The sequence below is a fragment of the Pseudomonas sp. LBUM1644 genome (assembly GCF_059716195.1).
In genome coordinates this window covers 719,405-744,921 of record NZ_CP166812.1, presented here as the reverse complement: position 1 = coordinate 744,921, position 25,517 = coordinate 719,405, and the positions used below count along the sequence as shown (strand labels likewise).

Genomic DNA, 25,517 nt, shown 5'->3' with positions numbered 1-25,517 from the left:
TTTCGAGTTCACAAATTGCTTGGGTGTTATATGGTCAAGCCTCACGGGCAATTAGTATTGGTTAGCTCAACGCCTCACAGCGCTTACACACCCAACCTATCAACGTCGTAGTCTTCGACGGCCCTTCAGGGGACTCAAGGTCCCAGTGAGATCTCATCTTGAGGCTAGTTTCCCGCTTAGATGCTTTCAGCGGTTATCTATTCCGAACATAGCTACCCGGCAATGCCACTGGCGTGACAACCGGAACACCAGAGGTTCGTCCACTCCGGTCCTCTCGTACTAGGAGCAGCCCCTCTCAAATCTCAAACGTCCACGGCAGATAGGGACCGAACTGTCTCACGACGTTCTAAACCCAGCTCGCGTACCACTTTAAATGGCGAACAGCCATACCCTTGGGACCGGCTTCAGCCCCAGGATGTGATGAGCCGACATCGAGGTGCCAAACACCGCCGTCGATATGAACTCTTGGGCGGTATCAGCCTGTTATCCCCGGAGTACCTTTTATCCGTTGAGCGATGGCCCTTCCATACAGAACCACCGGATCACTAAGACCTACTTTCGTACCTGCTCGACGTGTCTGTCTCGCAGTCAAGCGCGCTTTTGCCTTTATACTCTACGACCGATTTCCGACCGGTCTGAGCGCACCTTCGTACTCCTCCGTTACTCTTTAGGAGGAGACCGCCCCAGTCAAACTACCCACCATACACTGTCCTCGATCCGGATAACGGACCTGAGTTAGAACCTCAAAGTTGCCAGGGTGGTATTTCAAGGTTGGCTCCACGCGAACTGGCGTCCACGCTTCAAAGCCTCCCACCTATCCTACACAAGCAAATTCAAAGTCCAGTGCAAAGCTATAGTAAAGGTTCACGGGGTCTTTCCGTCTAGCCGCGGATACACTGCATCTTCACAGCGATTTCAATTTCACTGAGTCTCGGGTGGAGACAGCGCCGCCATCGTTACGCCATTCGTGCAGGTCGGAACTTACCCGACAAGGAATTTCGCTACCTTAGGACCGTTATAGTTACGGCCGCCGTTTACCGGGGCTTCGATCAAGAGCTTCGCGTTAGCTAACCCCATCAATTAACCTTCCGGCACCGGGCAGGCGTCACACCCTATACGTCCACTTTCGTGTTTGCAGAGTGCTGTGTTTTTAATAAACAGTCGCAGCGGCCTGGTATCTTCGACCGGCATGGGCTTACGCAGTAAATGCTTCACCCTCACCGGCGCACCTTCTCCCGAAGTTACGGTGCCATTTTGCCTAGTTCCTTCACCCGAGTTCTCTCAAGCGCCTTGGTATTCTCTACCCAACCACCTGTGTCGGTTTGGGGTACGGTTCCTGGTTACCTGAAGCTTAGAAGCTTTTCTTGGAAGCATGGCATCAACCACTTCGTCACCCAAAGGGTAACTCGTCATCAGCTCTCGGCCTTAGAATCCCGGATTTACCTAAGATTCCAGCCTACCACCTTAAACTTGGACAACCAACGCCAAGCTGGCCTAGCCTTCTCCGTCCCTCCATCGCAATAACCAGAAGTACAGGAATATTAACCTGTTTTCCATCGACTACGCTTTTCAGCCTCGCCTTAGGGACCGACTAACCCTGCGTCGATTAACGTTGCGCAGGAAACCTTGGTCTTTCGGCGTGGGTGTTTTTCACACCCATTGTCGTTACTCATGTCAGCATTCGCACTTCTGATACCTCCAGCAAGCTTCTCAACTCACCTTCACAGGCTTACAGAACGCTCCTCTACCGCATCACCTAAGTGATACCCGTAGCTTCGGTGTATGGTTTGAGCCCCGTTACATCTTCCGCGCAGGCCGACTCGACTAGTGAGCTATTACGCTTTCTTTAAAGGGTGGCTGCTTCTAAGCCAACCTCCTAGCTGTCTAAGCCTTCCCACATCGTTTCCCACTTAACCATAACTTTGGGACCTTAGCTGACGGTCTGGGTTGTTTCCCTTTTCACGACGGACGTTAGCACCCGCCGTGTGTCTCCCATGCTCGGCACTTGTAGGTATTCGGAGTTTGCATCGGTTTGGTAAGTCGGGATGACCCCCTAGCCGAAACAGTGCTCTACCCCCTACAGTGATACATGAGGCGCTACCTAAATAGCTTTCGAGGAGAACCAGCTATCTCCGAGCTTGATTAGCCTTTCACTCCGATCCACAGGTCATCCGCTAACTTTTCAACGGTAGTCGGTTCGGTCCTCCAGTTAGTGTTACCCAACCTTCAACCTGCCCATGGATAGATCGCCCGGTTTCGGGTCTATTCCCAGCGACTAGACGCCCTATTAAGACTCGCTTTCGCTACGCCTCCCCTATTCGGTTAAGCTCGCCACTGAAAATAAGTCGCTGACCCATTATACAAAAGGTACGCAGTCACCCAACAAAGTGGGCTCCCACTGCTTGTACGCATACGGTTTCAGGATCTATTTCACTCCCCTCTCCGGGGTTCTTTTCGCCTTTCCCTCACGGTACTAGTTCACTATCGGTCAGTCAGTAGTATTTAGCCTTGGAGGATGGTCCCCCCATATTCAGACAAAGTTTCTCGTGCTCCGTCCTACTCGATTTCATGACTAAGAGATTTTCGCGTACAGGGCTATCACCCACTATGGCCGTACTTTCCAGAACGTTCCGCTAATCTCAAAGCCACTTAAGGGCTAGTCCCCGTTCGCTCGCCACTACTAAGGGAATCTCGGTTGATTTCTTTTCCTCAGGGTACTTAGATGTTTCAGTTCCCCTGGTTCGCCTCTTAAGCCTATGTATTCAGCTTAAGATAACCATCTTATGATGGCTGGGTTCCCCCATTCAGACATCTCCGGATCAAAGTCTGTTTGCCGACTCCCCGAAGCTTTTCGCAGGCTACCACGTCTTTCATCGCCTCTGACTGCCAAGGCATCCACCGTATGCGCTTCTTCACTTGACCATATAACCCCAAGCAATCTGGTTATACTGTGAAGACGACATTCGCCGAAAATTCGATAATACTCAATTAAGAGCAACTCACAAATTTTACCTTAGCCTGATCCGTTACCAGTGAAAGTAACGTCCAGTCTATCTTTCTATCACATACCCAAATTTTTAAAGAACGATCTAATCAAAGACTAGAAATCAATATTCACGCTGGAATATTCATTTCTAAACTCTAACAGCAGAAGCAGTTAATGGTGGAGCCAAACGGGATCGAACCGTTGACCTCCTGCGTGCAAGGCAGGCGCTCTCCCAGCTGAGCTATGGCCCCATACAAAATTGGTGGGTCTGGGCAGATTCGAACTGCCGACCTCACCCTTATCAGGGGTGCGCTCTAACCAACTGAGCTACAGACCCAATTTCGAGCGCGTAACTGTTAGCGTTGAGCTATCAGCTTGGAGCTTAAAGCTGCTTCTATCGTCTTCTTCAATGAATCAAGCAATTCGTGTGGGAACTTATGGAGCAGCTGATGTCGTCGATTAAGGAGGTGATCCAGCCGCAGGTTCCCCTACGGCTACCTTGTTACGACTTCACCCCAGTCATGAATCACACCGTGGTAACCGTCCTCCCGAAGGTTAGACTAGCTACTTCTGGTGCAACCCACTCCCATGGTGTGACGGGCGGTGTGTACAAGGCCCGGGAACGTATTCACCGCGACATTCTGATTCGCGATTACTAGCGATTCCGACTTCACGCAGTCGAGTTGCAGACTGCGATCCGGACTACGATCGGTTTTCTGGGATTAGCTCCACCTCGCGGCTTGGCAACCCTCTGTACCGACCATTGTAGCACGTGTGTAGCCCAGGCCGTAAGGGCCATGATGACTTGACGTCATCCCCACCTTCCTCCGGTTTGTCACCGGCAGTCTCCTTAGAGTGCCCACCATTACGTGCTGGTAACTAAGGACAAGGGTTGCGCTCGTTACGGGACTTAACCCAACATCTCACGACACGAGCTGACGACAGCCATGCAGCACCTGTCTCAATGTTCCCGAAGGCACCAATCCATCTCTGGAAAGTTCATTGGATGTCAAGGCCTGGTAAGGTTCTTCGCGTTGCTTCGAATTAAACCACATGCTCCACCGCTTGTGCGGGCCCCCGTCAATTCATTTGAGTTTTAACCTTGCGGCCGTACTCCCCAGGCGGTCAACTTAATGCGTTAGCTGCGCCACTAAGAGCTCAAGGCTCCCAACGGCTAGTTGACATCGTTTACGGCGTGGACTACCAGGGTATCTAATCCTGTTTGCTCCCCACGCTTTCGCACCTCAGTGTCAGTATCAGTCCAGGTGGTCGCCTTCGCCACTGGTGTTCCTTCCTATATCTACGCATTTCACCGCTACACAGGAAATTCCACCACCCTCTACCATACTCTAGCTCGACAGTTTTGAATGCAGTTCCCAGGTTGAGCCCGGGGATTTCACATCCAACTTAACGAACCACCTACGCGCGCTTTACGCCCAGTAATTCCGATTAACGCTTGCACCCTCTGTATTACCGCGGCTGCTGGCACAGAGTTAGCCGGTGCTTATTCTGTCGGTAACGTCAAAACAGCACAGTATTAATGTACTGCCCTTCCTCCCAACTTAAAGTGCTTTACAATCCGAAGACCTTCTTCACACACGCGGCATGGCTGGATCAGGCTTTCGCCCATTGTCCAATATTCCCCACTGCTGCCTCCCGTAGGAGTCTGGACCGTGTCTCAGTTCCAGTGTGACTGATCATCCTCTCAGACCAGTTACGGATCGTCGCCTTGGTGAGCCATTACCTCACCAACTAGCTAATCCGACCTAGGCTCATCTGATAGCGCAAGGCCCGAAGGTCCCCTGCTTTCTCCCGTAGGACGTATGCGGTATTAGCGTCCGTTTCCGAGCGTTATCCCCCACTACCAGGCAGATTCCTAGGCATTACTCACCCGTCCGCCGCTCTCAAGAGAAGCAAGCTTCTCTCTACCGCTCGACTTGCATGTGTTAGGCCTGCCGCCAGCGTTCAATCTGAGCCATGATCAAACTCTTCAGTTCAAACATCTTTGGGTTTTTAAGAAACCCTAAACTTGGCTCAGCAATCGTTGGTTACATCTTTGATTTCTCGCGGAGTAACTTGTGATGCTGATAATCTTGTTGACTATCAGTCTGACTCCACAAGCACCCACACGAATTGCTTGATTCAGTTGTTAAAGAGCGGTTGGTTAAGATCTTTCGTCTCAACCGAGGCGCGCATTCTACAGCAGCCTCTGTTGCTGTCAAGCGGTTATTTTTCGAAGTTTTCAAAGTTTCCTCTGCAACTTCAACCACTTGCGCTTTCGATCTCTCGTCAGCGGGAGGCGAATTCTACAGCGTTACTCGCTGCTGTCAACACCTCTTTTTCAACTCCCTTTCGGCTTCGATGACCTGAAGCAACTCACTGTCGAAAACCGCGCAACTCTTTGTTTACCAAGGAGTTTTCCGTTTCGACTGCGCCGGAAGTGGGGCGAATTATAGAGGCTCAGAATCTGCCGTCAACACCTAATTTCACAATTCTGTCATATAGGTCAGAAACCCCCGGAAACGCGAAGGCCGACCCCAAGGGGTCGGCCTTCTGCACGCCTACTTACAAGCTAGGGAATGCGAATTGCGATGCTTCATGGCTCGCCCGCTGCGGCCAGCGCTGAGTGATAGCTTTACGGCGAGTGTAGAAACGCACGCCATCCGGGCCGTATGCATGCAGATCGCCAAACAGTGAACGCTTCCAGCCACCAAAGCTGTGATAAGCCACCGGCACCGGCAACGGCACGTTAACGCCGACCATACCGACTTCGATCTCATCGCAGAACAACCGCGCCGCTTCCCCGTCACGGGTAAAGATGCAGGTCCCGTTGCCATACTCGTGATCGTTGATCAGTTGCATCGCCTCTTCCAGGCTGTTGACCCGAACGACGCAAAGCACTGGGCCGAAGATCTCTTCTTTATAGATGCGCATCTCTGGCGTGACATTGTCGAACAGGCAGCCACCCAGGAAGAAGCCTTCCTCATGACCGGCCACGCTCAGACCACGACCGTCAACCACCAAGGACGCACCGGACGAAACGCCGTCTTCTATATAGCCACTGACTTTGTCGCGGGCCTGACCGGAAACCAGCGGCCCCATGTCCAGGCCGCAGGAAGTTCCCGCACCGATTTTCAGCGCCTTGATCTGCGGGGTCAGTTTGGCCACCAACGCATCCGCCACCTGATCGCCAACACACACAGCTACAGAGATCGCCATACAACGCTCACCGCAGGAACCGTAAGCCGCGCCCATCAGTGCGCTGACGGCGTTATCCAGATCCGCATCCGGCATCAGCACCGCATGGTTCTTCGCGCCGCCCAGTGCCTGGACACGTTTACCGCGCTTGGTGCCTTCGGCGTAGATGTACTCGGCAATCGGTGTCGAGCCAACGAAACTCAGCGCTTTGACTTCCGGCGCTTCGATCAGCGCATCCACCGCAGCCTTGTCACCGTGGACGACGCTCAGCACGCCTTTCGGCAGGCCGGCTTCCAGCAACAATTGAGCGATCAGCAGCGTCGAGCTTGGATCACGCTCGGACGGCTTGAGGATGAAACAGTTACCGCAAACGATCGCCAGCGGATACATCCACAGCGGCACCATTGCAGGGAAGTTGAATGGCGTAATACCGGCCACTACACCCAACGGCTGGAAGTCCGACCAGGCATCAATGTTCGGGCCGACGTTACGGCTGTATTCACCCTTGAGGATTTCCGGCGCTGCGCAAGCGAACTCGACGTTCTCGATACCACGCTTCAACTCACCCGCCGCATCTTCCAGGGTCTTGCCGTGCTCTTCGCTGATCAACTGAGCGATGCGCGCTTCGTTCTGCTCCAGCAGTTGCTTGAAGCGGAACATCACTTGCGCACGTTTGGCCGGTGGCGTGTTGCGCCAGGCCGGGAATGCAGCCTTGGCCGAGTCGATGGCTTTCTGAATGGTTTCGCGGCTGGCCAATGGCAGTTTGTGGATGACCTGGCCGGTAGACGGGTTGAACACGTCGGCCGTGCGGCCTTCTTCGGTCACCAGTTCGCCATTGATCAAATGCGGGATAAGGCTCATGCGGGGCTCCTGAAAAGTGATGCACAGACGCCCGACAAGAGCGTCTGTATATAGAAGGGAAAATCAGTCGATCTTGTTCAGCACTTCGCCAACCGCGTCGAACAGACGATCAAGGTCTTGCGGCTTGCTGTTGAAGGTTGGGCCGAACTGCAGGGTGTCGCCGCCGAAGCGCACGTAGAACCCGGCTTTCCACAGCGCCATGCCCGCTTCGAACGGACGCACGATGGCGTCGCCGTCACGCGGTGCGATCTGGATCGCACCGGCCAGGCCGTAGTTACGAATGTCAATGATGTTCTTCGAGCCCTTCAAGCCGTGCAGCGCATTTTCGAAATGCGGCGCGACTTCGGCCACGCTCTGCACCAGGTTTTCCTTTTGCAACAGGTCGAGTGCAGCCAGGCCAGCGGCGCACGCTACCGGGTGTGCGGAATAGGTGTAGCCGTGCGGGAATTCCACCGCGTACTCAGGCGTCGCCTGATTCATGAAGGTCTGGTAGATCTCGGAGCTGGCAATCACCGCGCCCATCGGGATCGCGCCATTGGTCACTTGTTTGGCGATGCACATCAGGTCCGGGGTCACGCCGAAGCTGTCAGCACCGAACATCGAGCCTGTACGGCCGAAACCGGTGATCACTTCGTCGAATACCAGCAGAATGTTGTGCTGATCGCAGATTTCGCGCAGACGCTTGAGGTAGCCCTGCGGCGGAACCAGAACGCCAGCAGAACCGGCCATTGGCTCAACGAACACGGCAGCGATGTTCGACGCATCGTGCAGTTCGATCAGCTTCAGCAGCTCATCGGCCAAAGCGATACCACCTAACTCCGGCATGCCACGCGAGTAGGCATTGCTCGCCAGCAACGTATGCGGCAGGTGATCGACGTCCATCATCGCCTGACCGAAAATCTTACGGTTGCCGTTCACGCCGCCAAGGCTGGTGCCGGCGATGTTCACACCGTGATAGCCACGGGCACGGCCAATCATTTTGGTCTTGGTCGCCTGGCCTTTCAGGCGCCAGTACGCGCGCACCATCTTCACGGCGGTATCGGCGCACTCGGAGCCCGAGTCGGTGAAGAAGACGTGATTCAGATTGCCCGGCGTCAGGTCAGTGATTTTCTCTGCCAGTTGGAACGACAGCGGGTGGCCGTACTGGAAGCCTGGCGAGTAATCGAGGGTGCCGAGTTGCTTGGCGACCGCTTCCTGGATTTCCTTGCGCGTATGCCCGGCGCCGCAGGTCCAAAGACCGGACAGCGAGTCGTACACCTTGCGTCCTTTGTCGTCGATCAGCCAGCTGCCTTCAGCCGCCACGATCAGGCGCGGATCACGCTGGAAATTGCGGTTGGCGGTGTACGGCATCCAGTGAGCATCGAGCTTGAGCTGGCTGGCCAGGGAAGTCGGGGCGTTTTCAGGCAAGTTCATGGGCAAAACCTCGCAGGGCAATAAGCGGCGTGGAGATGAAAGGCGTTCTTGCAGCTAAATTGCCACGGGGATAAAGTCGGTGAAATTCAATTTTTCAAACCTTCAGTCAGGCCCTCACTAAACTATGAGCACTCGCCGACCCGATCCGCTGGCACAAGTCAGCGACTTTGATATCCGCCTGTTAAGGATTTTTCGCAGCGTGGTGGAGTGCGGCGGCTTCTCCGCAGCTGAATCTGTGCTGGGAATCGGCCGCTCGGCGATCAGCCAGCAGATGAGCGACCTGGAGCAGCGCCTCGGCCTGCGTCTTTGCCAACGCGGCCGTGCCGGTTTTTCCCTGACCGAAGAAGGTCGCGAGGTGTATCAATCGTCGTTGCAGCTACTAAGTGCGCTGGAAAGTTTCCGCACCGAGGTCAACGGGCTGCATCAGCACCTGCGCGGCGAGCTGACTATCGGCCTGACCGACAACCTCGTCACCCTCCCCCACATGCGCATCACCCACGCTTTGGCACAATTGAAGGAGCGCGGGCCGGACGTACAGATTCAGATCCGCATGATCGCGCCCAATGAAGTCGAGCAGGGTGTGCTCGACGGACGCTTGCATGTGGGTGTGGTGCCGCAGGCCAGCGCATTGTCCGGGTTGGAATATCAGCCGCTCTACAGCGAACGTTCCCTGCTGTATTGCGCGGTCGGACATCCGCTGTTTTATGTCGATGACAAACAACTGGACGACGAACGCCTCAACAGCCAGGACGCCATCGCCCCGACCTTCCGTTTACCGGCCGAGATACAGGCGCATTACCAGGTGCTCAACTGCACCGCCAGCGCATCCGATCGAGAAGGCATGGCGTTCCTGATCCTGACGGGGCGCTTTATCGGCTACCTGCCGGATCACTACGCCAGTCTTTGGGTGCAGCAAGGTCGCCTGCGTGCGCTGAAACCCAAAGCACGGTTTTATGACTTGAGCCTTGCTTCGGTCACGCGCAAGGGCCGTCGGCCGCATTTGGTCCTGGAGAGCTTCCTGGAGAGCCTGGCCGCAACACGTTAAGAAGAACCTGCACTGTAGGAGCTGCCGAAGGCTGCGATCTTTTGATCTTTATCTTTAAAAAATCAAGATCAAAAGATCGCAGCCTTCGGCAGCTCCTACAGAGGTTGTGGAGTTTCATGGTTTTATCGTGTCGGGACTTGTCTGGAGTCTGTGGGTGCGCTATCAACGCACTGGTTGCGCCCACTCACTTGTTCGGAAGTGCCTATGACCTTTGAAGTCCCTGCTCACGGCGGCAAACCCGCCAGCCGCATTCGTCAGAAGAACGAAGAGACCATCATCAAAGCCGCCGAAGACGAGTTCGCCCGTCACGGATTCAAAGGCACGAGCATGAACACCATCGCCCAGAATGCCGGATTGCCCAAGGCGAACCTGCATTACTACTTCACCAACAAGCTCGGTTTGTATGTGGCGGTGTTGAGCAACATCCTTCAGTTGTGGGACAGCACCTTCAACACCCTGACGGCCGAGGATGATCCGGCCGAAGCGTTGACGCGCTACATCCGCGCCAAAATGGAATTCTCCCGTCGCCAGCCGCAAGCCTCGCGAATCTTCGCCATGGAAGTCATCAGCGGCGGCGAATGCCTGACTGAGTATTTCAACCAGGACTACCGAGCCTGGTTCCAGGGCCGGGCGGCGGTGTTTCAGGCGTGGATCGACGCCGGTAAAATGGACCCGGTCGACCCGGTAAACCTGATCTTCCTGTTGTGGGGCAGCACCCAGCATTACGCGGATTTCGCCACGCAAATTTGCCGAGTCAGCGGTCGTAGCAAGTTGACCAAACAAGACATGGAAGACGCGGGCAACAACCTGATCCGCATCATTCTCAAGGGCTGCGGCCTGACCCCTGCTATTTAAGACTTTTATGCCTTTTACCCTCAGCGGTTTTTGCGAATACCGCGAAGAAATTCGCAAAAGCCGCTTCCTCACCTTTGCCGGGCCGATAACCAGCCCGGCTGAAGCCCAGGCGTTCATCGAGCAGCACAGCGATTTGAATGCCACGCACAATTGCTGGGCCTGGAAGCTCGGCGATCAATACCGCAGCACGGATGACGGCGAACCTGGGGGCACGGCGGGTCGGCCGATTCTGGCGGCGATCGACGCCCAGGATTGCGATCAGGTCGCGGTGTTGGTGATCCGCTGGTATGGCGGCATTCAGCTAGGCACCGGTGGCCTCGCCCGGGCGTACGGCGGTGGCGCCAACAAGTGCCTGCAAGCGGCGCCGAAGGTCGAGCTGATCAGCCGCGTGCCGGTGAGTTGCGCCTGCGGGTTTGGCGAATTGACGCTGGTGAAACTTCGGGTGGCCGAGCTTGGCGGGTTGGTGGTGGCAGAAAACTTCACGGCCAATGGTGTAGAGCTGCAATTAGCGATTGGCGACGCACAGATCGATACCCTGCAAAGCCAGCTCGCGGATTTGAGTCGTGGGCGGATTTTGTTGGAGCGTTAGAGGATCAAAAGATCGCAGCCTGCGGCAGCTCCTACAAGGCTGCGATTTTTTGGGGCACTATGAATTTTCATGTATTTCACATTTGCCCACATCTACTGTGCACCCGGCTGTGGATAACCTGAGCACATACCGCTGTAACCCTTCTGTCATGCGGCTTTGCGGGCATTGTTCACTTTTCATCCAAATCGCCATCACTGAAACTAAATCCACGTTAAAACAACTAGTTAGCGCGGGTTATCACCTTTAGAAGAAAGCAGGTCAGTGCTTATGCCCGAGCTTCAGGCTTGCGCACAAATACTGTGGAGCAACCTGTGGATAACCCGTTCATGGCTGGCGCGGCCCCATATCCGGCATGGCTCGCGGTGAGTTGCTCGTTTTTTGATCAACCCTTAATGAGCAAAACCGGAGCCTGATCAACGGCTTTGCCCCCAAGTGGTGCCTGGTTCGGATCGAAAGACAGCGAAGCCACGTGCTCAACACCTTGGCCGCCAGGACTTTTGAAATTTCCTGACTTAATGGCCAGGAAATTGCTTTATCCACAGGCATCACTTCAGTCGATCCGAGCCTGTCATGTCCAACCCCGAGCCGATCCCCGATCAAACGCCTCGTCTGCAATTGCGCCGAATCAGCAAACGCTACCCCGGCTGCCTGGCCAACGATGCTATCGACCTGAGCATTGCCCCGGGTGAAATCCACGCGCTGCTCGGTGAAAACGGCGCGGGGAAAAGTACGCTGATGAAAATCATCTACGGCGTCACCCACGCCGATTCTGGCGAGCTGATCTGGCAAGGCCAGCGCGTGTCCATGCGTAACCCGGCCCAGGCGCGCGGGTTGGGGATCGGCATGGTGTTCCAGCATTTCTCGCTGTTCGACACCCTGAGCGTGGCGCAGAACATTGCGTTGGCGATGGGCGCGGCGGCCGGTACACCGAAGCAGCTTGAGCCAAAAATCCGTGAAGTCTCCAAGCGGTACGGCATGGCGCTGGAACCGGAGCGACTTGTCCACAGCCTGTCGATCGGCGAGCGGCAGCGGGTGGAAATCATTCGCTGCCTGATGCAGGACATCCGTCTGTTGATCCTCGATGAACCCACTTCGGTGCTGACGCCGAAAGAGGCTGACGAATTGTTCGTGACCCTGCGCCGACTGGCGTCCGAGGGCTGCAGCATTTTGTTCATCAGCCACAAACTCGGTGAGGTTCGCGCGCTGTGTCACAGCGCCACGGTGTTGCGTGGTGGTCGGGTGGCCGGGCATTGCGTGCCCTCGCAGTGTTCGGACCGGGAGCTGGCGAAGTTGATGGTCGGGGAAGCAGCGGAGTTGATTACCGATTATCCGAAGGTGATGGGCGCTGATGTATTTCTGAACGTGAGCGGGTTGTCGTGGCACAACCCGGACCCGTTTGGATGCTCGCTGAGGGAAATTGACCTCGATGTGCGCAGCGGCGAAATTGTCGGCATCGCCGGCGTCGCCGGCAATGGCCAAGATGAATTGTTGGCCTTGCTCAGCGGCGAAGAACGTCTGCATCGCCAAGACGGCGAGACGATCCGTTTCGGTGGGCAACCGGTCGCGCATCTACGGCCCGACGCACGACGCAACCTGGGTCTGGCGTTTGTGCCCGCCGAACGCCTGGGTCACGGCGCAGTGCCGGAATTGAGCCTGGCTGACAACGCGCTACTCACCGCTTTTCAACAAGGTTTGGTCAGCCATGGGCTGATTTCGCGAGGCAAGGTCAACACGCTGGCCGAAGAAATCATCCGCCGCTTTGGCGTGAAAACGCCACACGCTCAAACGCCGGCCCGCAGCCTGTCCGGCGGTAACTTGCAGAAATTCATCCTCGGCCGGGAAATCCTCCAGCGGCCGAAATTGCTGGTGGCCGCGCACCCGACCTGGGGCGTGGACGTCGGCGCCGCCGCGACCATCCACCGCGCGCTGATTGCCTTGCGCGACGCCGGTGCAGCGATCCTGGTGATCTCCGAAGACCTCGACGAACTGTTCCAGATCAGCGACCGGCTTGGTGCTTTGTGCAGCGGACGATTGTCGCCACTCAAGGCCACCGTCGACACCCGCCTGATCGATGTTGGCGGCTGGATGGCTGGCCAGTTCGACGCCCCCCAATCATTCGTATCCGCAACGGTTTAACGGAGTTCCACATGCTGCTTTCTCTCGAACCCCGTGGCCAGCAATCGCGCTTGATGTTGTGGTGCTCGCCGTTGCTGGCAGCGGTCCTGACACTGGGCTGCGGCTCGCTGCTGTTTATCGCATTGGGGCATGACCCGCTGCTGACCTTGCACACCTTGCTGATCGCGCCGGTCAGCGATTGGTATGGCGTATCCGAACTGCTGGTCAAAGCCTTGCCGATTTTGCTGTGTGCCCTTGGTCTCGCCGTGGCCTACCAGGCGCGAATCTGGAACATCGGCGCTGAAGGTCAACTGCTGCTCGGCGCGCTGGCCGGCAGCGCGCTGGCGGTCAACATTATCGACCTGCAAAGTCGCTGGGCGCTGGTGTCGATCCTGTTCGTTGGCACGCTAGCCGGCGCGGCGTGGGCCGGGCTGACGGCGTGGTTGCGCACGCGCTTCAACGCCAATGAAATCCTCACCAGCATCATGCTCAACTACATCGCCCTGAACCTGCTGCTGTTCTGCGTGCATGGACCGCTTAAAGATCCGGCCGGGTTCAATTTTCCGGAATCGGCAATGTTCGGTGATGCCAGCCGTTTGCCGCTGTTGACGGAGGACGGCCGGGTTCACGCTGGCGTGTATTTCGCCCTGCTGGCGTTGGTGGCGGTGTGGGTGTTGCTGCAGAAAAGCTTTGTCGGGTTCCAGATCAAAGTGCTCGGGCTGGACAAGCGTGCGGCCGGATTTGTCGGCTTTCGCGAGAAGCGCTTGATCTGGCTGGCGCTGTTGATCAGCGGCGGTCTGGCGGGGTTGGCCGGCGTCTGCGAAGTCACCGGTCCTATCGGCCAACTGGTGCCGCAAGTCTCGCCGGGGTACGGCTACACCGCGATCACCGTGGCGTTTCTGGGGCGACTCAACCCCATCGGCATTATGTTTTCCAGCCTGTTGATGGCGCTGCTTTACATCGGCGGAGAGAGCGCACAAATGAGCATGAATCTGCCGCAAGCGATCACGCAATTGTTCCAGGGAATGATGCTGTTCTTCCTGTTGGCCAGCGACGTGCTGATTCTCTACCGGCCGCGTTTGAACCTGCGCTGGGTCCGCCGCGCACCCGCCACCGCTGTAATCGCAGGAGCGCTGTGATGGATATCGATCTGCTGAGCAATATTTTCTACGCCATGGTCCGTTGCGGCACGCCGCTGCTGTTGGTGGCGCTGGGTGAATTGATCTGTGAGAAGAGCGGCGTCCTCAACTTGGGCCAGGAAGGCATGATGCTGTTTGGTGCGGTGATCGGATTTATCGTCGCGCTGAACAGCGGCAACCTGTGGCTCGGCGTGCTGCTGGCGATGCTCGCCGGGATGCTGTTGTCATCGCTGTTTGCGTTGGTGGCGCTGGTGTTCAACGCCAATCAGGTGGCCACCGGGTTGGCGCTGACGATTTTCGGCGTGGGCCTGTCGACGTTTGTCGGCGCGGCGTGGGTCGGTAAACCGTTGGCGGGTTTTGAGCCGGTAGCGATTCCTCTCCTGAGTGAGATCCCGTTGATCGGACGGATGCTGTTTGCGCAGGATCTGCTGGTGTATCTGTCGTTTGCGTTATTTGCACTGGTGGCGTGGGTAATTCTGAAAAGTCGTATCGGCCTGATCATTCAGGCGGTTGGGGAAAACCCGGAGGCGGCCAGTGCCATGGGCTTGCCGGTGTTGGGCGTGCGCACCTTGGCGGTGTTGTTCGGCGGGGCAATGGCCGGGTTGGCCGGGGCCTATTTGTCGCTGGCCTACACGCCGATGTGGGCAGAGAACATGAGCGCCGGGCGTGGCTGGATTGCCTTGGCGCTGGTGGTGTTTGCCAGTTGGCGCGTGTGGCGGTTGTTGCTTGGGGCCTATCTGTTCGGGCTCGCCAGCATCCTGCATTTGGTGGCGCAGGGGCTGGGCTTGGCGATTCCATCGAGCCTGCTGGCGATGCTGCCGTATGTTGCGACGATTGTGGTGTTGGTGCTGTTGTCGCGGGATGCGGTGCGCACGCGGTTGTATGCGCCGGTTTCATTGGGGCAGCCGTGGCGGGCCGGGCATTAGGGGTGGCCTGCACTGGCCTCTTCGCAGGCAAGCCTCGCTTCTACAGGTCCGATACAAAATCTGTAGGAGCGAGGCTTGCCCGCGAAGAGGCCCTGACAGGCAACACCTGAGCCACGCCCCACGCCAGTTCAAAGAACAGGAAAATCACCAACAGCGAACTGGCACCATGGACCAAGGCATACAGCTGCCAAGTCGCAAACAAAAACCTGCCCACCGCGTCATATCGCCCAAAAACGGGCTGCGGATCACGAATCCGCAGCACCGCCCAGACACACACAATCGACCCCAGCAAATTGGCCATCAGCATGTGCATCGGCTCGAACGCCGGCAATGCTCCGGACAGGTTGAAAGCCTGGCTCAAATCCGCCAACACCCGGTGCAACACCGCAAAACTCCACGGTGTGGCAAACGCTGCCGTCACGATCAAGTCATACCAGGCGCTGCCTCGCACCAACCGGCGATATTGGGTTGAAGTCCACATTGTCGTTGCTCCACAAAATCAGGGAGCAAGCAGGCTAAAGCCTGGAGTATGCTCCAGGGTCAAGCCCCTCTCGAGATGTCAGGATGCGCATCGGTGAATTAGCCCAGGCCAGCGCCGTCAGTCGTGACACGCTGCGCTTCTACGAGCAGCGCGGATTGATCGCGGCGCAACGTAGCGCCAATGGTTATCGCGACTATCCAGCAGAAATGGTGCAACTGGTGCTGTACATCAAGACCGCTCAACGGCTCGGCTTCACCCTCGGCGAGATCGGCAACAGTGTCGCTGCGTTGTGGCAATCGCCCGACCCGGACAGCGCCGTCACGCAACTATTGCAAGACAAACTCAAACTGATCGAAACCCGTATGGACGAACTCGGCGCACTGCGTCACGAGTTGCAGCAACGGCTCGGCCAGCGTTGTCCATTGAATCCGTGATCCTCTTTTCTCAAGGAAGCCTCTCATGTCCAAGGCAAAAACCGCGCTGATCATCGGCGCTTCCCGGGGCCTGGGCCTCGGTCTGGTGAAAACCCTGTTGGCCGACGGCTGGCAAGTCACCGCCACCGTGCGCAACCCGCAGAACGCCGACGCCTTGCAAGCTTTGGGTAGCGTGCGGATCGAAACACTCGACATGGATGATCAGCAGGCTGTCATCGCTTTGAGTCAGCAGTTGAAGGGCGAAGTGTTCGATCTGTTGTTCGTCAACGCCGGGGTGAAAGGACCCGACGTGCAAACCCCGGGCGGTGCGACACTGGCTGAAGTGGGCCAGTTGTTTTTCACCAACGCCGTTGCACCGATCAACCTGGCGCAGCGTTTCGTCGCGCAGATTCGTCCGGACAGCGGCGTGTTGGCGTTCATGAGTTCGGTGCTCGGCAGCGTGACCATGCCCGACGCGCCGGAGCTGGCGCTGTACAAGGCGAGCAAAGCGGCGCTGAACTCGATGACCAACAGCTTCGTGACGCAATTGGGCGAGCAGAAACTCACCGTACTGTCGCTGCATCCGGGTTGGGTGAAGACCGATATGGGCGGTGAAGGTGCCGATATCGATGTGCAAACCAGTACTCGTGGGTTGGTCGACCAGGTGAATGCCTACACCGGCAAGGGCGGGCATCACTTCGTGAACTACAGGGGTGAAACCATCCCTTGGTAACACCACATTCCCTGTAGGAGCTGCCACAGGCTGCGATCTTTTGATCTTTTCTGGACTGTTGAAAAAACAAGATCAAAAGATCGCAGCCTGCGGCAGCTCCTACGGGATTTTCGTCGTCTGGTCGGGCGAGGCTTGCCGTCAAAGCGGATTTGTTTGAAACTCCGCACCTCGTCCTCGCGGCGCCCCTGGATCAGCAGACAGGGTAATCACTGAGCTGGCAACCCTGAACCCAACTTTCAGAGGAGCCGGCCAACATGCCTGCGACCCGTACCTGGTTAAAAAATCCCCTCGCGATCTTCACTGCCAACGGCCTCGATGCCCGTGGCGGTCTGGTTGTGCAAGACGGTTTGATCGTCGAAGTGCTCGCCGCCGGCCAGCAACCTTCCGCGCCGTGTGCACACATTTTCGATGCCCGCGAGCATGTGATCCTGCCGGGACTGATCAACACCCATCACCACTTCTATCAAACCCTGACCCGCGCCTGGGCGCCGGTGGTCAATCAGCCGCTGTTCCCTTGGCTGAAAACCCTGTACCCGGTCTGGGCGCGACTCACACCTGAAAAACTCGCCCTCGCCACCAAGGTCGCGCTGGCCGAGCTGCTGCTGTCCGGCTGCACCACCGCCGCCGATCACCATTATCTGTTTCCCGAAGGCCTGGAAAATGCGATCGACGTGCAAGTCGAGAGCGTTCGCGAACTGGGCATGCGTGCCATGCTGACGCGCGGTTCCATGAGCCTTGGCGAAAAGGACGGCGGCCTGCCACCGCAGCAAACGGTGCAAGAAGGCGAAGTGATTCTCGCCGACAGTCAGCGCTTGATCGCCGCGTACCACGAGCGTGGCGCTGGCGCGCAAATCCAGATCGCCCTGGCGCCGTGCTCGCCGTTCTCGGTGACCCCGGAAATCATGTCGGCCAGCGCCGAACTGGCGAACAAACTCGACGTGCGTTTGCACACGCACCTGGCGGAAACCCTCGACGAAGAAGACTTCTGCCTGCAACGCTTCGGCCTGCGCACTGTGGATTATCTGGACAGCGTCGGCTGGCTCGGCCCGCGCACCTGGCTGGCGCACGGCATCCATTTCAACCCGGACGAAATCGCCCGCCTCGGCGCGGCCGGCACCGGCATTTGCCATTGCCCGAGCTCGAACATGCGCCTCGCGTCCGGCATCTGTCCGACCCTGGATTTGACGGCGGCGGGTGCATTGCTGGGCCTCGGTGTGGATGGCTCGGCGTCCAACGATGCGTCGAACATGATGCTCGAAACCCGTCAGGCGCTTTACATTCAGCGCCTGCGGTATGGCGCGGAGAAAATCACGCCGGAATTGGTGTTGGGTTGGGCGACCAAGGGTTCGGCGAGTTTGCTGGGGCGTACGGACATCGGTGAGTTGGCGGTGGGCAAGCAGGCGGATCTGGCGCTGTTCAAGCTCGATGAGCTGCGTTTCTCCGGCAGCCATGACCCGGTGTCGGCGTTGCTGCTCTGCGGGGCGGATCGGGCGGACCGAGTGATGGTCGGCGGCAAGTGGCGGGTGATTGATGGGCAGGTCGAGGGGTTGGATCTGAAAGGTTTGATCGCCGATCACAGCCAGGCGGCTCGGCAGTTGATCGCCGGTAACTGATCGAACGCCTTCGCGGGCAAGCCTCGATCCTACAGGTACAGCCCCACAACCTGTAGGAGCGAGGCTTGCCCGCGATGCTTTTACAGACCCAGCAGCGACAACATGATAAACGTCGCAAACAGCACAAAATGGGTCATGCCTTCGATGGCATTGGTTTCGCCATCGTTGAGGTTGATCGCGCTGACAATCAGGGTCAGGAAGATCATCACGGTCTGCACCGGCGTCATCGCCATCTGAAACGGCTGGCCGGTATAGAGCGCCATCGCTTCCATCACCGGCACTGTCAGGATGACCGTCGACAGCGATGCGCCCATGGCGATGTTGACCACCGACTGCATGCGGTTGGCCAACGCTGCGCGCAACGCGGTCAAAATCTCCGGTGCCGCAGAGATCGCCGCCACCAGAATTGCGGTGATCACCGGCGGTGCGCCCGTCCCTTCCAGCCCCAGATCGAGGGTTTTGGACATCACCTCGGCCAGGGCGCCAATCACCACCACACCAAACACCAACGTGCCGATACTTAGCGCCAGGTTGACCGGTTCAGGTTCTTCTTCCGGGACTTTCTTGCGGCGTTTTTCCGGGTAGCTGTAACTGAAGAAATAGCTGTGCGGCCCGACCTGCATACGCAGGAACAGGGTGTAGAGCACGATCATCGCGCCGATGGTGAACGCAGAGTAAATCTTCCAGTTCGCCTCGGGGATGAACTCCGGCACCACCATGGAAACACCCATGGCGGTGAGAATCATCGCGCTGTAGCTGCGCGCCGAGTCGTCGTTGTAGGACTGTTCGCCGTGCTTGAGCCCGCCCATCAACGCGGCGAGGCCAAGGATGCCGTTGATGTCGAGCATGACCGCCGAGTAAATCGTGTCGCGCACCAGCGTCGGCGAGGCTTCGTTGCTCATCATGATCGCCAGGATCACCACTTCCACCAGTACCGCAGCGAGGGTCAGGATCATCGTGCCGTAAGGGTCGCCGACTTTTTCAGCGAGCAGTTCCGCTTGATGGGCCACGCGCATGGACGCGGCGACGATGAAGGCGATCAACACCAGCCCGGACGCCAGTGCGATGGGTTGGCCGCTGTTGAGCATCCAGTGTTCCATCGGATAGGCGACGATGGCGGCGATCAGGGCCAGCAGCAGAAAACTTTCTTGCTTGAGAAGTGTGAGCATCGCGGACCTTTTTTACCGAGTGCAGCGAAAGCAGGGTGGTGAGCTACTGACTGCGGGGTGGCGCTAACGTTTCGTTACACCTTAGCGCACCAGTGGATGGCGTGGAGTTAGGCAAGTGCACCGGGTTGGTTCTGAGGGTGAGTTGAAGATCAAAAGATCGCAGCCTTCGGCAGCTCCTACAGGGGACCGCAACCCTGTGTAGGAGCTGCCGCAGGCTGCGATCTTTTGCTTTTGTTGTCCTGTTGGTCAGCAATTTGCATTGACCTCGCCAACCTCAAAACAAAATGGAGTTGGAATTCATGCACAAACGTCCGCTGAAGAAACTGCTTTGCGCCATTACTGCGGCCATCGGTCTGAGCGCCAGCCTGGCCGCCAGTGCGGATGTCCCGCTCAAGGTCGGTTTCGTCTACATCGGTCCGATCGGTGACCACGGCTGGACGTATCAGCATGAACAGGGGCGCAAGGTGCTGGCGGAGAAGTTCGGCGGGCAGATCACCACCAACTACGTAGAGAACGTCGCTGAAGGTGCCGACGCCGAGCGGGTGATTCGCAACATGGCCAAGGACAACTACGACCTGATCTTCACCACGTCCTTCGGCTACATGAACCCGACGCTGAAAGTCGCTAAACAATTTCCCAAGGTGACCTTCGAACACGCCACCGGCTACAAGCAGGACAAGAACCTCGGCACCTATCTGGCGCGCACCTATGAAGGTCGCTACGTCGGCGGTTTCCTCGCGGCGAAGATGACCAAGACCAAAAAGATCGGCTACGTCGCTTCGTTCCCGATTCCGGAAGTGATCCGCGACATCAACGCCATTCAATTGGCCCTGAACAAGTACAACCCTGGCACTGAGATCAAAGTGGTATGGGTCAACTCGTGGTTCGATCCGGGCAAGGAAGCCGACGCCGCGAACGCGCTGATCGACCAGGGCGTGGACGTGGTGTTCCAGCACACCGACAGTCCGGCGCCGATCCAGGCTGCAGAACGTCGCGGCGTGTATGCCGTCGGTTATGCGTCGGACATGGCGCACTTCGGGCCGAAAGCGGTGCTGACTTCGATCGTTAACGATTGGGGGCCACACTACATCCAGGCGACTCAAAGCGTGCTCGACCACTCGTGGAAGACACAGGATTATTGGGGCGGGTTGAAGGAAGGCACGGTCGAGTTGCCTATCAGCGATCTGGTGCCAGCACCGGTTAAAGCCGAAGCCGAGCAGATCATTGCCGACATCAAGAGCGGTGCGCTGCATCCGTTCACCGGGCCGATCAAGGATCAGGCAGGGGTCGAGAAAATCCCGGCTGGCGTGAGTGCGACGAATGCGGAACTGGCCTCGATGAATTACTACGTTGAAGGCATGAAGGCCGACATACCGAAGTAATCCCCGAATTCAATACAAAAACCTGTGGGAGCGGGCTTGCTCGCGAAGGCGGCAGCACATTCAACATTGATGCTGGCTGACACACCGCCTTCGCGAGCAAGCCCGCTCCCACAATGGATTCTCAGCGTTCTTAAGGACTGCGAATGAACCAACTCCCAATCATCGACATCGCCCCGCTCTACACCGACGACCAAACCGCCTGGCAATCGGTCGCCACGCAAATCGACCGCGCCTGCCGCGAGTGGGGCTTTTTCTACATCACGGGTCACCCGATCAGTGCCGAGCGCATCGATACCGTGCTCGATCACGCCACGCGTTTCTTCGCCCTGCCTGCCGCCGAAAAGCTCAGCATCGACATCACCCAGACCCAACACCATCGCGGATACGGCGCGATAGCCACCGAGCAACTCGACCCGAGCAAACCCAGCGATCTGAAGGAAACCTTCGACATGGGCCTGCACTTGCCGGCCGACCACCCCGAAGTGCTGGCGGGGAAACCGCTGCGAGGCCCCAACCGTCATCCGTCACTATCAGGCTGGGAGTCGCTGATGGAGCAGCACTACGTCGACATGCAGGCGCTCGCGCAAACGTTGTTGCGCGCGATGACAATGGCACTCGGCATCGAGCGCGACTTCTTCGACACGCGGTTCCATGAGCCGGTCAGCGTGCTGCGCATGATCCATTACCCGCCGCGCCATACCGCCAGCTCCGCCGAGCAGCAAGGTGCCGGCGCTCACACCGATTACGGCTGCATCACCCTGCTGTATCAGGACGCCGCCGGTGGCCTGCAAGTGCGAAACGTCAAGGGTGAATGGATCGATGCGCCGCCGATCGAAGGCACGTTCGTGGTCAACCTCGGGGACATGATGGCGCGCTGGAGCAACGACCGTTACCTGTCGACGCCGCACCGGGTCATCAGCCCGCTGGGCGTGGATCGTTACTCGATGCCGTTCTTCGCCGAGCCGCACCCCGACACACCTATCGAATGCCTGCCCGGGTGCCAGGACGAATTGCACCCGGCGCAATACCCGGCCACGACTTGCGCCAATTTCCTGCTCTCGCGCTTCGCCGATACCTACGCGTATCGACGGGACCCGGAAGGGGTGGAATGAACCTCTTGGTCAGGTTTTACCAATTGTTGCTGCGAGCATCTGTAGAATGCCGTCATTGCACCTGATGAGATTCGAAGAATGTACGACTGGCTAAACGCCCTGCCCAAGGCAGAACTGCACCTGCACCTCGAGGGTTCACTGGAACCCGAGCTGCTGTTCGCCTTGGCCGAACGCAACAAGATCGCCCTGCCATGGAGCGATGTCGACACCCTGCGCAAGGCCTACGCCTTCAACAACCTGCAGGAATTTCTCGACCTGTATTACCAAGGCGCCGACGTGTTGCGCACCTCCCAGGATTTTTACGACCTGACCTGGGCGTACCTGTTGCGCTGCAAGGCGCAGAACGTGATTCACACCGAACCGTTCTTCGACCCGCAAACCCACACCGACCGTGGGGTGCCGTTTGAAGTGGTGCTCAATGGTATCGCCGCGGCATTGAAAGATGGTGAACAGCAGCTGGGCATTACCAGCGGTTTGATCCTGAGTTTCCTGCGCCACTTGAGTGAAGAAGAGGCCGAGAAAACCCTCGACCAGGCGCTGCCGTTCCGTGAGGCGTTTGTCGCCGTCGGCCTCGACAGTTCGGAGATGGGTCATCCGCCGAGCAAGTTCCAGCGCATATTTGATCGTGCCCGCCACGAAGGCTTCCTGACCGTGGCCCATGCCGGTGAAGAAGGTCCGCCCGAGTACATCTGGGAAGCCCTCGACCTGCTGAAAATCCAGCGCATCGACCATGGCGTGCGTGCCATCGAAGACGAGCGTCTGATGCAGCGGATCATCGACGAACAAATCCCGCTGACCGTGTGCCCGTTGTCGAACACCAAGCTCTGCGTGTTCGATCATATGTCCCAACACAACATTCTCGACATGCTCGAGCGCGGCGTGAAAGTGACCGTGAACTCCGATGACCCGGCGTATTTCGGCGGGTATGTGACCGAGAACTTCCATGCGTTGTACACGGATCTGGGCATGACCCAGGATCAGGCCAGGCGTTTGGCACAGAACAGCCTGGATGCGCGGTTGGTCAAGCAGTAAGCAACACCGCAAAACCCATGTGGGAGCGAGCCTGCTCGCGAAAGCGGTGTGTCAGATACATGATTGTTGACTGACACGCCCTCTTCGCGAGCAGGCTCGCTCCCTCATTTGGATTGGTGTTGCTTCAGTCAAAGGACTTAGAGCGCCATCTCCAGCTCGGTTTCCTTGGCAAAACGATGGACTTCACGTTGCCCTGCCGCGGTGATGTGCAAGGCCCGCGAATCGTTGGGCAGGCTCAGCCAGCCCGACTGCATGAACAGCTGCAACAACGCCGCCCCCAATGCGCCACCCATGTGCGGGCGTCTTTCGCTCCAGTCGGGACAAGCGCAAGCGACGCTGCCGTTGCGATGAGCCAGCGCCTGGATGAATACGCCACGTGTGGCCAATTGCGTGGAGCCCTTGTGCGTGATCATGACCCGTTGATCAAACTGCTCGATCCAGCCCGCATCCAGCAGACGCTGGTAAAGATCCGCGGCCACCGTGCCCCCCAAATGATCGTCGCACAGCCTGGCGCGCAACAACGACGAGGGCGCCGTCTGCGGTTTGGAAGGGGGGACCCTGCCTTTGAAAATGTCCGGCACGTCCCGCGGCGTGCTGGCCAGGGTGGCGCTGGCCAATGCCTCTATCGCGGCACCGACTTCGGGGGCGGAAAGCCGGAAGAATCGCTTGCGTCCACGGGGTTCCACTTTCAGCAGACCTCCGGCGAGCAAACGCGCCAGGTGTGCGCTGGCCGAAGACGGTGACAACCGGGCCAATAAGGCCAGCTCATCGGTTTCCCGTGCCGAGCCGTCCATCAAGGCCCACATCATTGCGCTGCGCTTTGGGTCAGCCAGCAGCGTGGCGATCTGGCTGATGCAAGGTGCATGTTCCATGTATTCACTCCCTGTTGAATCGTTTCGTCTACTGCTCACAGGTATCTTGACCAGTAATGTGTCGTCGGCCAAGACGGGGAAACCGCCATAACCCGGGCAAAGCCTTCCACTCCCATCGACGGTGCGTCCATGAAGCGAGCGCTAGTATAGGCGGGTTAATCGCCGGTTCCTGCCCTCGGAAATCCATTGCTGGTGATAGTTCCTGAGGGAAATTTCTCTATTTGCCTGCGACTAATGATCGATGCTGGATAAAGTGGGAAATTGACTGCTTATTTGGGCGCATCGGCTGGCAAGCATTTCCCGCAAAAGGTTCACCGGCTTACTCAATTGTGCGCGATGGGCGCACAGCAGATTCAGCGGAGCGCGCTCACAGAGCAACTCCGGCATCAGGACTTTCAATCGGCCCGCCAGCACATCGGCAGCCACGTCGAGCCAGGACTTGTAGGCGATTCCGGCGCCCGCCACCGCCCACAGGCGCACCACATCGGCATCGTCGCTGAAGCGATCACCGCTGACCGTCAGGCCGACCTCGCGCTTGCCGTCATGAAAACTCCAGTGATCGTGGACTCGGCTGCCGAGCATGAACAGTAGGCAGTTGTGCTGCGCCAGTTGCTCCAGTTGTCGCGGCTCGCCGTGTCGGGCCAGATAACTCGGCGCGGCACACAGCACGCGGCGGTTTTGCGGGGCGATGGGCAGCGCCACCAGGCTTGAGTCTTCCGGCTCGCCATAGCGCAGGGCAATGTCCACCGGTTGACGGAACAGGTCGGCAATGCGGTCCCCCAGCAGCAACCGCACCGTGAGTTTCGGGTGCTCCCGCTGAAATTCGTCCAGCCACGGCAGCAACAGATTACGACCAAAGTCCGAGGGTGCCGACAACTGCAAAATCCCGCTGACCTGATCCTGGCCGCTTGCCAGCAAACGGCGGCCCTCATCGAGATTGCTCAAGGCCGCCCGGGCATATTCGAGAAATCCCTCACCCTCGGCGGTCAGGCGCAGGCTGCGGGTGGAACGGGCGAGCAAACGCGCGCCGAGTTGCTGCTCGATGCGCTTCAATGCCGCACTGGCCACCGCCGCCGACATGTCCATGACCCGCGCGGCTGCCGACAGGCTGCCCAGGTCCGCTGCCCGGACGAACAACTGCAAGTCATCGAAACGCAGCATGTCCAGCCCCATTATCAAAAATTTATTGAAAGAGACTGCTCTTTTAGCGGGTTTTATCTTGCAGAGAAATAGCCAATCATCTGCCCCATCAAAATCATCTCGCTTGCGGAGTCGACCATGTCCCAGCCTTTTACTGCTATCGCCACCCTCATTGCCAAGACTGGCCAACAAGACGCCCTCGAACAGCACCTGCGTGCTCTGTTGCAACCGACGCGGGCCGAGGCCGGTTGCGGGCAATACGATCTGCACCAGGACCTCGCCAATCCGCTGGCCTTCTACATGATCGAACAGTGGAACAGTGACGAAGCCTTGCAAGCTCACGACGCCAGCGCGCACATCCAGAACTTTCGAGCCAAGGCCGGCGACTTTCTCGAGCACTTCGAGCTCAAGCGCCTGCGCTCCGTGGCGTGATCCGTTCTTCT

General features: G+C 57.9%; 19 protein-coding genes, 2 tRNA genes and 2 rRNA genes. 13 read left to right on the top strand and 10 right to left on the bottom strand.

Going from position 1 to position 25,517, the window contains the following annotated elements:
• Window positions 1-30: 30 nt before the first annotated feature.
• From ACA052_RS03370 to aptA, 6 genes are all read right to left on the bottom strand, one after another.
• Window positions 31-2,922: ribosomal RNA gene (locus ACA052_RS03370) — 23S ribosomal RNA — on the bottom strand.
• 239 nt (window positions 2,923-3,161) lie between these two features.
• Window positions 3,162-3,237 (bottom strand) — tRNA-Ala (locus ACA052_RS03365).
• A gap of 9 nt (window positions 3,238-3,246) precedes the next feature.
• Window positions 3,247-3,323: transfer RNA gene (locus ACA052_RS03360), tRNA-Ile, on the bottom strand.
• Between the two features lie 123 nt (window positions 3,324-3,446).
• Window positions 3,447-4,983: ribosomal RNA gene (locus tag ACA052_RS03355) — 16S ribosomal RNA — on the bottom strand.
• Together the 16S and 23S rRNA genes with 2 tRNA genes alongside form the textbook arrangement of a ribosomal RNA operon.
• 568 nt (window positions 4,984-5,551) lie before the next feature.
• Window positions 5,552-7,045 (bottom strand): CoA-acylating methylmalonate-semialdehyde dehydrogenase, encoded by a 1,494-nt coding sequence (locus ACA052_RS03350; RefSeq protein ID WP_497648405.1) that lies wholly within the window; start codon window positions 7,043-7,045, stop codon window positions 5,552-5,554.
• A 63-nt stretch (window positions 7,046-7,108) separates the two neighbouring features.
• Window positions 7,109-8,458, bottom strand: a complete 1,350-nt coding sequence (aptA, locus tag ACA052_RS03345; protein ID WP_497648404.1) for an omega-aminotransferase AptA — start codon at window positions 8,456-8,458, stop codon at window positions 7,109-7,111.
• Window positions 8,459-8,582: 124 nt separating this feature from the next.
• Here aptA and ACA052_RS03340 point away from each other — a divergent pair, with 124 nt between their 5' ends.
• From ACA052_RS03340 to ACA052_RS03315, 6 genes are all read left to right on the top strand, one after another.
• On the top strand, window positions 8,583-9,503 hold the full coding sequence (locus tag ACA052_RS03340) for a LysR family transcriptional regulator (protein WP_497648403.1): 921 nt from the start codon (window positions 8,583-8,585) through the stop codon (window positions 9,501-9,503).
• Window positions 9,504-9,707: 204 nt separating this feature from the next.
• The gene (locus ACA052_RS03335; protein WP_497648402.1) at window positions 9,708-10,358 is read left to right on the top strand and encodes a TetR/AcrR family transcriptional regulator; all 651 of its coding nucleotides are present in this window, start codon (window positions 9,708-9,710) and stop codon (window positions 10,356-10,358) included.
• Between the two features lie 7 nt (window positions 10,359-10,365).
• Entirely contained in the window at window positions 10,366-10,947 is a 582-nt protein-coding gene (locus tag ACA052_RS03330; protein WP_497648401.1) for an IMPACT family protein, read from the top strand.
• Between the two features lie 570 nt (window positions 10,948-11,517).
• On the top strand, window positions 11,518-13,083 hold the full coding sequence (locus ACA052_RS03325) for an ABC transporter ATP-binding protein (RefSeq protein WP_497648400.1): 1,566 nt from the start codon (window positions 11,518-11,520) through the stop codon (window positions 13,081-13,083).
• 11 nt (window positions 13,084-13,094) lie between these two features.
• Entirely contained in the window at window positions 13,095-14,201 is a 1,107-nt protein-coding gene (locus ACA052_RS03320; RefSeq protein ID WP_497648399.1) for an ABC transporter permease, read from the top strand.
• On the top strand, window positions 14,201-15,127 hold the full coding sequence (locus tag ACA052_RS03315; protein ID WP_497648398.1) for an ABC transporter permease: 927 nt from the start codon (window positions 14,201-14,203) through the stop codon (window positions 15,125-15,127). The genes ACA052_RS03320 and ACA052_RS03315 overlap by 1 nt, the downstream gene beginning before the upstream one ends.
• 40 nt (window positions 15,128-15,167) lie before the next feature.
• Here the strand turns inward: ACA052_RS03315 and ACA052_RS03310 are convergent, their stop codons facing one another.
• Window positions 15,168-15,608, bottom strand: a complete 441-nt coding sequence (locus tag ACA052_RS03310; RefSeq protein ID WP_497648397.1) for a hypothetical protein — start codon at window positions 15,606-15,608, stop codon at window positions 15,168-15,170.
• Window positions 15,609-15,691: 83 nt separating this feature from the next.
• Between ACA052_RS03310 and ACA052_RS03305 the strand changes: the two genes are divergently transcribed.
• The 3 genes from ACA052_RS03305 (at window position 15,692) to ACA052_RS03295 (ending at window position 18,367) form a co-directional block, all read left to right on the top strand.
• On the top strand, window positions 15,692-16,042 hold the full coding sequence (locus ACA052_RS03305) for a MerR family transcriptional regulator (RefSeq protein ID WP_497648396.1): 351 nt from the start codon (window positions 15,692-15,694) through the stop codon (window positions 16,040-16,042).
• A gap of 25 nt (window positions 16,043-16,067) precedes the next feature.
• Entirely contained in the window at window positions 16,068-16,754 is a 687-nt protein-coding gene (locus ACA052_RS03300) for an SDR family oxidoreductase (RefSeq protein WP_497648395.1), read from the top strand.
• Between the two features lie 254 nt (window positions 16,755-17,008).
• Window positions 17,009-18,367 carry an 8-oxoguanine deaminase gene (locus ACA052_RS03295; protein WP_497648394.1) on the top strand — a complete coding sequence of 453 codons (1,359 nt, stop codon included), beginning with the start codon at window positions 17,009-17,011 and terminating at the stop codon, window positions 18,365-18,367.
• A gap of 80 nt (window positions 18,368-18,447) precedes the next feature.
• Here ACA052_RS03295 and ACA052_RS03290 read toward each other — a convergent pair whose 3' ends face one another.
• A complete protein-coding gene (locus ACA052_RS03290; RefSeq protein WP_497648393.1) occupies window positions 18,448-19,536 on the bottom strand; it encodes a calcium:cation antiporter in 1,089 nt (362 codons plus the stop codon).
• 299 nt (window positions 19,537-19,835) lie between these two features.
• Between ACA052_RS03290 and ACA052_RS03285 the strand changes: the two genes are divergently transcribed.
• The 3 genes from ACA052_RS03285 to ACA052_RS03275 all read left to right on the top strand — a co-directional run bounded on the left by ACA052_RS03285 (window position 19,836) and on the right by ACA052_RS03275 (window position 23,062).
• Entirely contained in the window at window positions 19,836-20,918 is a 1,083-nt protein-coding gene (locus ACA052_RS03285; protein WP_497648392.1) for a BMP family ABC transporter substrate-binding protein, read from the top strand.
• A gap of 143 nt (window positions 20,919-21,061) precedes the next feature.
• Entirely contained in the window at window positions 21,062-22,030 is a 969-nt protein-coding gene (locus tag ACA052_RS03280) for a 2-oxoglutarate and iron-dependent oxygenase domain-containing protein (RefSeq protein WP_497648391.1), read from the top strand.
• A gap of 78 nt (window positions 22,031-22,108) precedes the next feature.
• Entirely contained in the window at window positions 22,109-23,062 is a 954-nt protein-coding gene (locus tag ACA052_RS03275) for an adenosine deaminase (protein ID WP_497648390.1), read from the top strand.
• A gap of 137 nt (window positions 23,063-23,199) precedes the next feature.
• On the opposite strand, the gene ACA052_RS03270 is transcribed toward ACA052_RS03275, so the two are convergent.
• Both ACA052_RS03270 and vimR read right to left on the bottom strand, forming a co-directional pair.
• A complete protein-coding gene (locus ACA052_RS03270; protein WP_497648389.1) occupies window positions 23,200-23,934 on the bottom strand; it encodes an ArsR/SmtB family transcription factor in 735 nt (244 codons plus the stop codon).
• 231 nt (window positions 23,935-24,165) lie between these two features.
• Window positions 24,166-25,095, bottom strand: a complete 930-nt coding sequence (vimR, locus tag ACA052_RS03265) for a transcription regulator VimR (RefSeq protein ID WP_497648388.1) — start codon at window positions 25,093-25,095, stop codon at window positions 24,166-24,168.
• Between the two features lie 117 nt (window positions 25,096-25,212).
• Between vimR and ACA052_RS03260 the strand changes: the two genes are divergently transcribed.
• A complete protein-coding gene (locus ACA052_RS03260; protein ID WP_497648387.1) occupies window positions 25,213-25,506 on the top strand; it encodes a putative quinol monooxygenase in 294 nt (97 codons plus the stop codon).
• The last annotated feature ends 11 nt before the right edge of the window (window positions 25,507-25,517 follow it).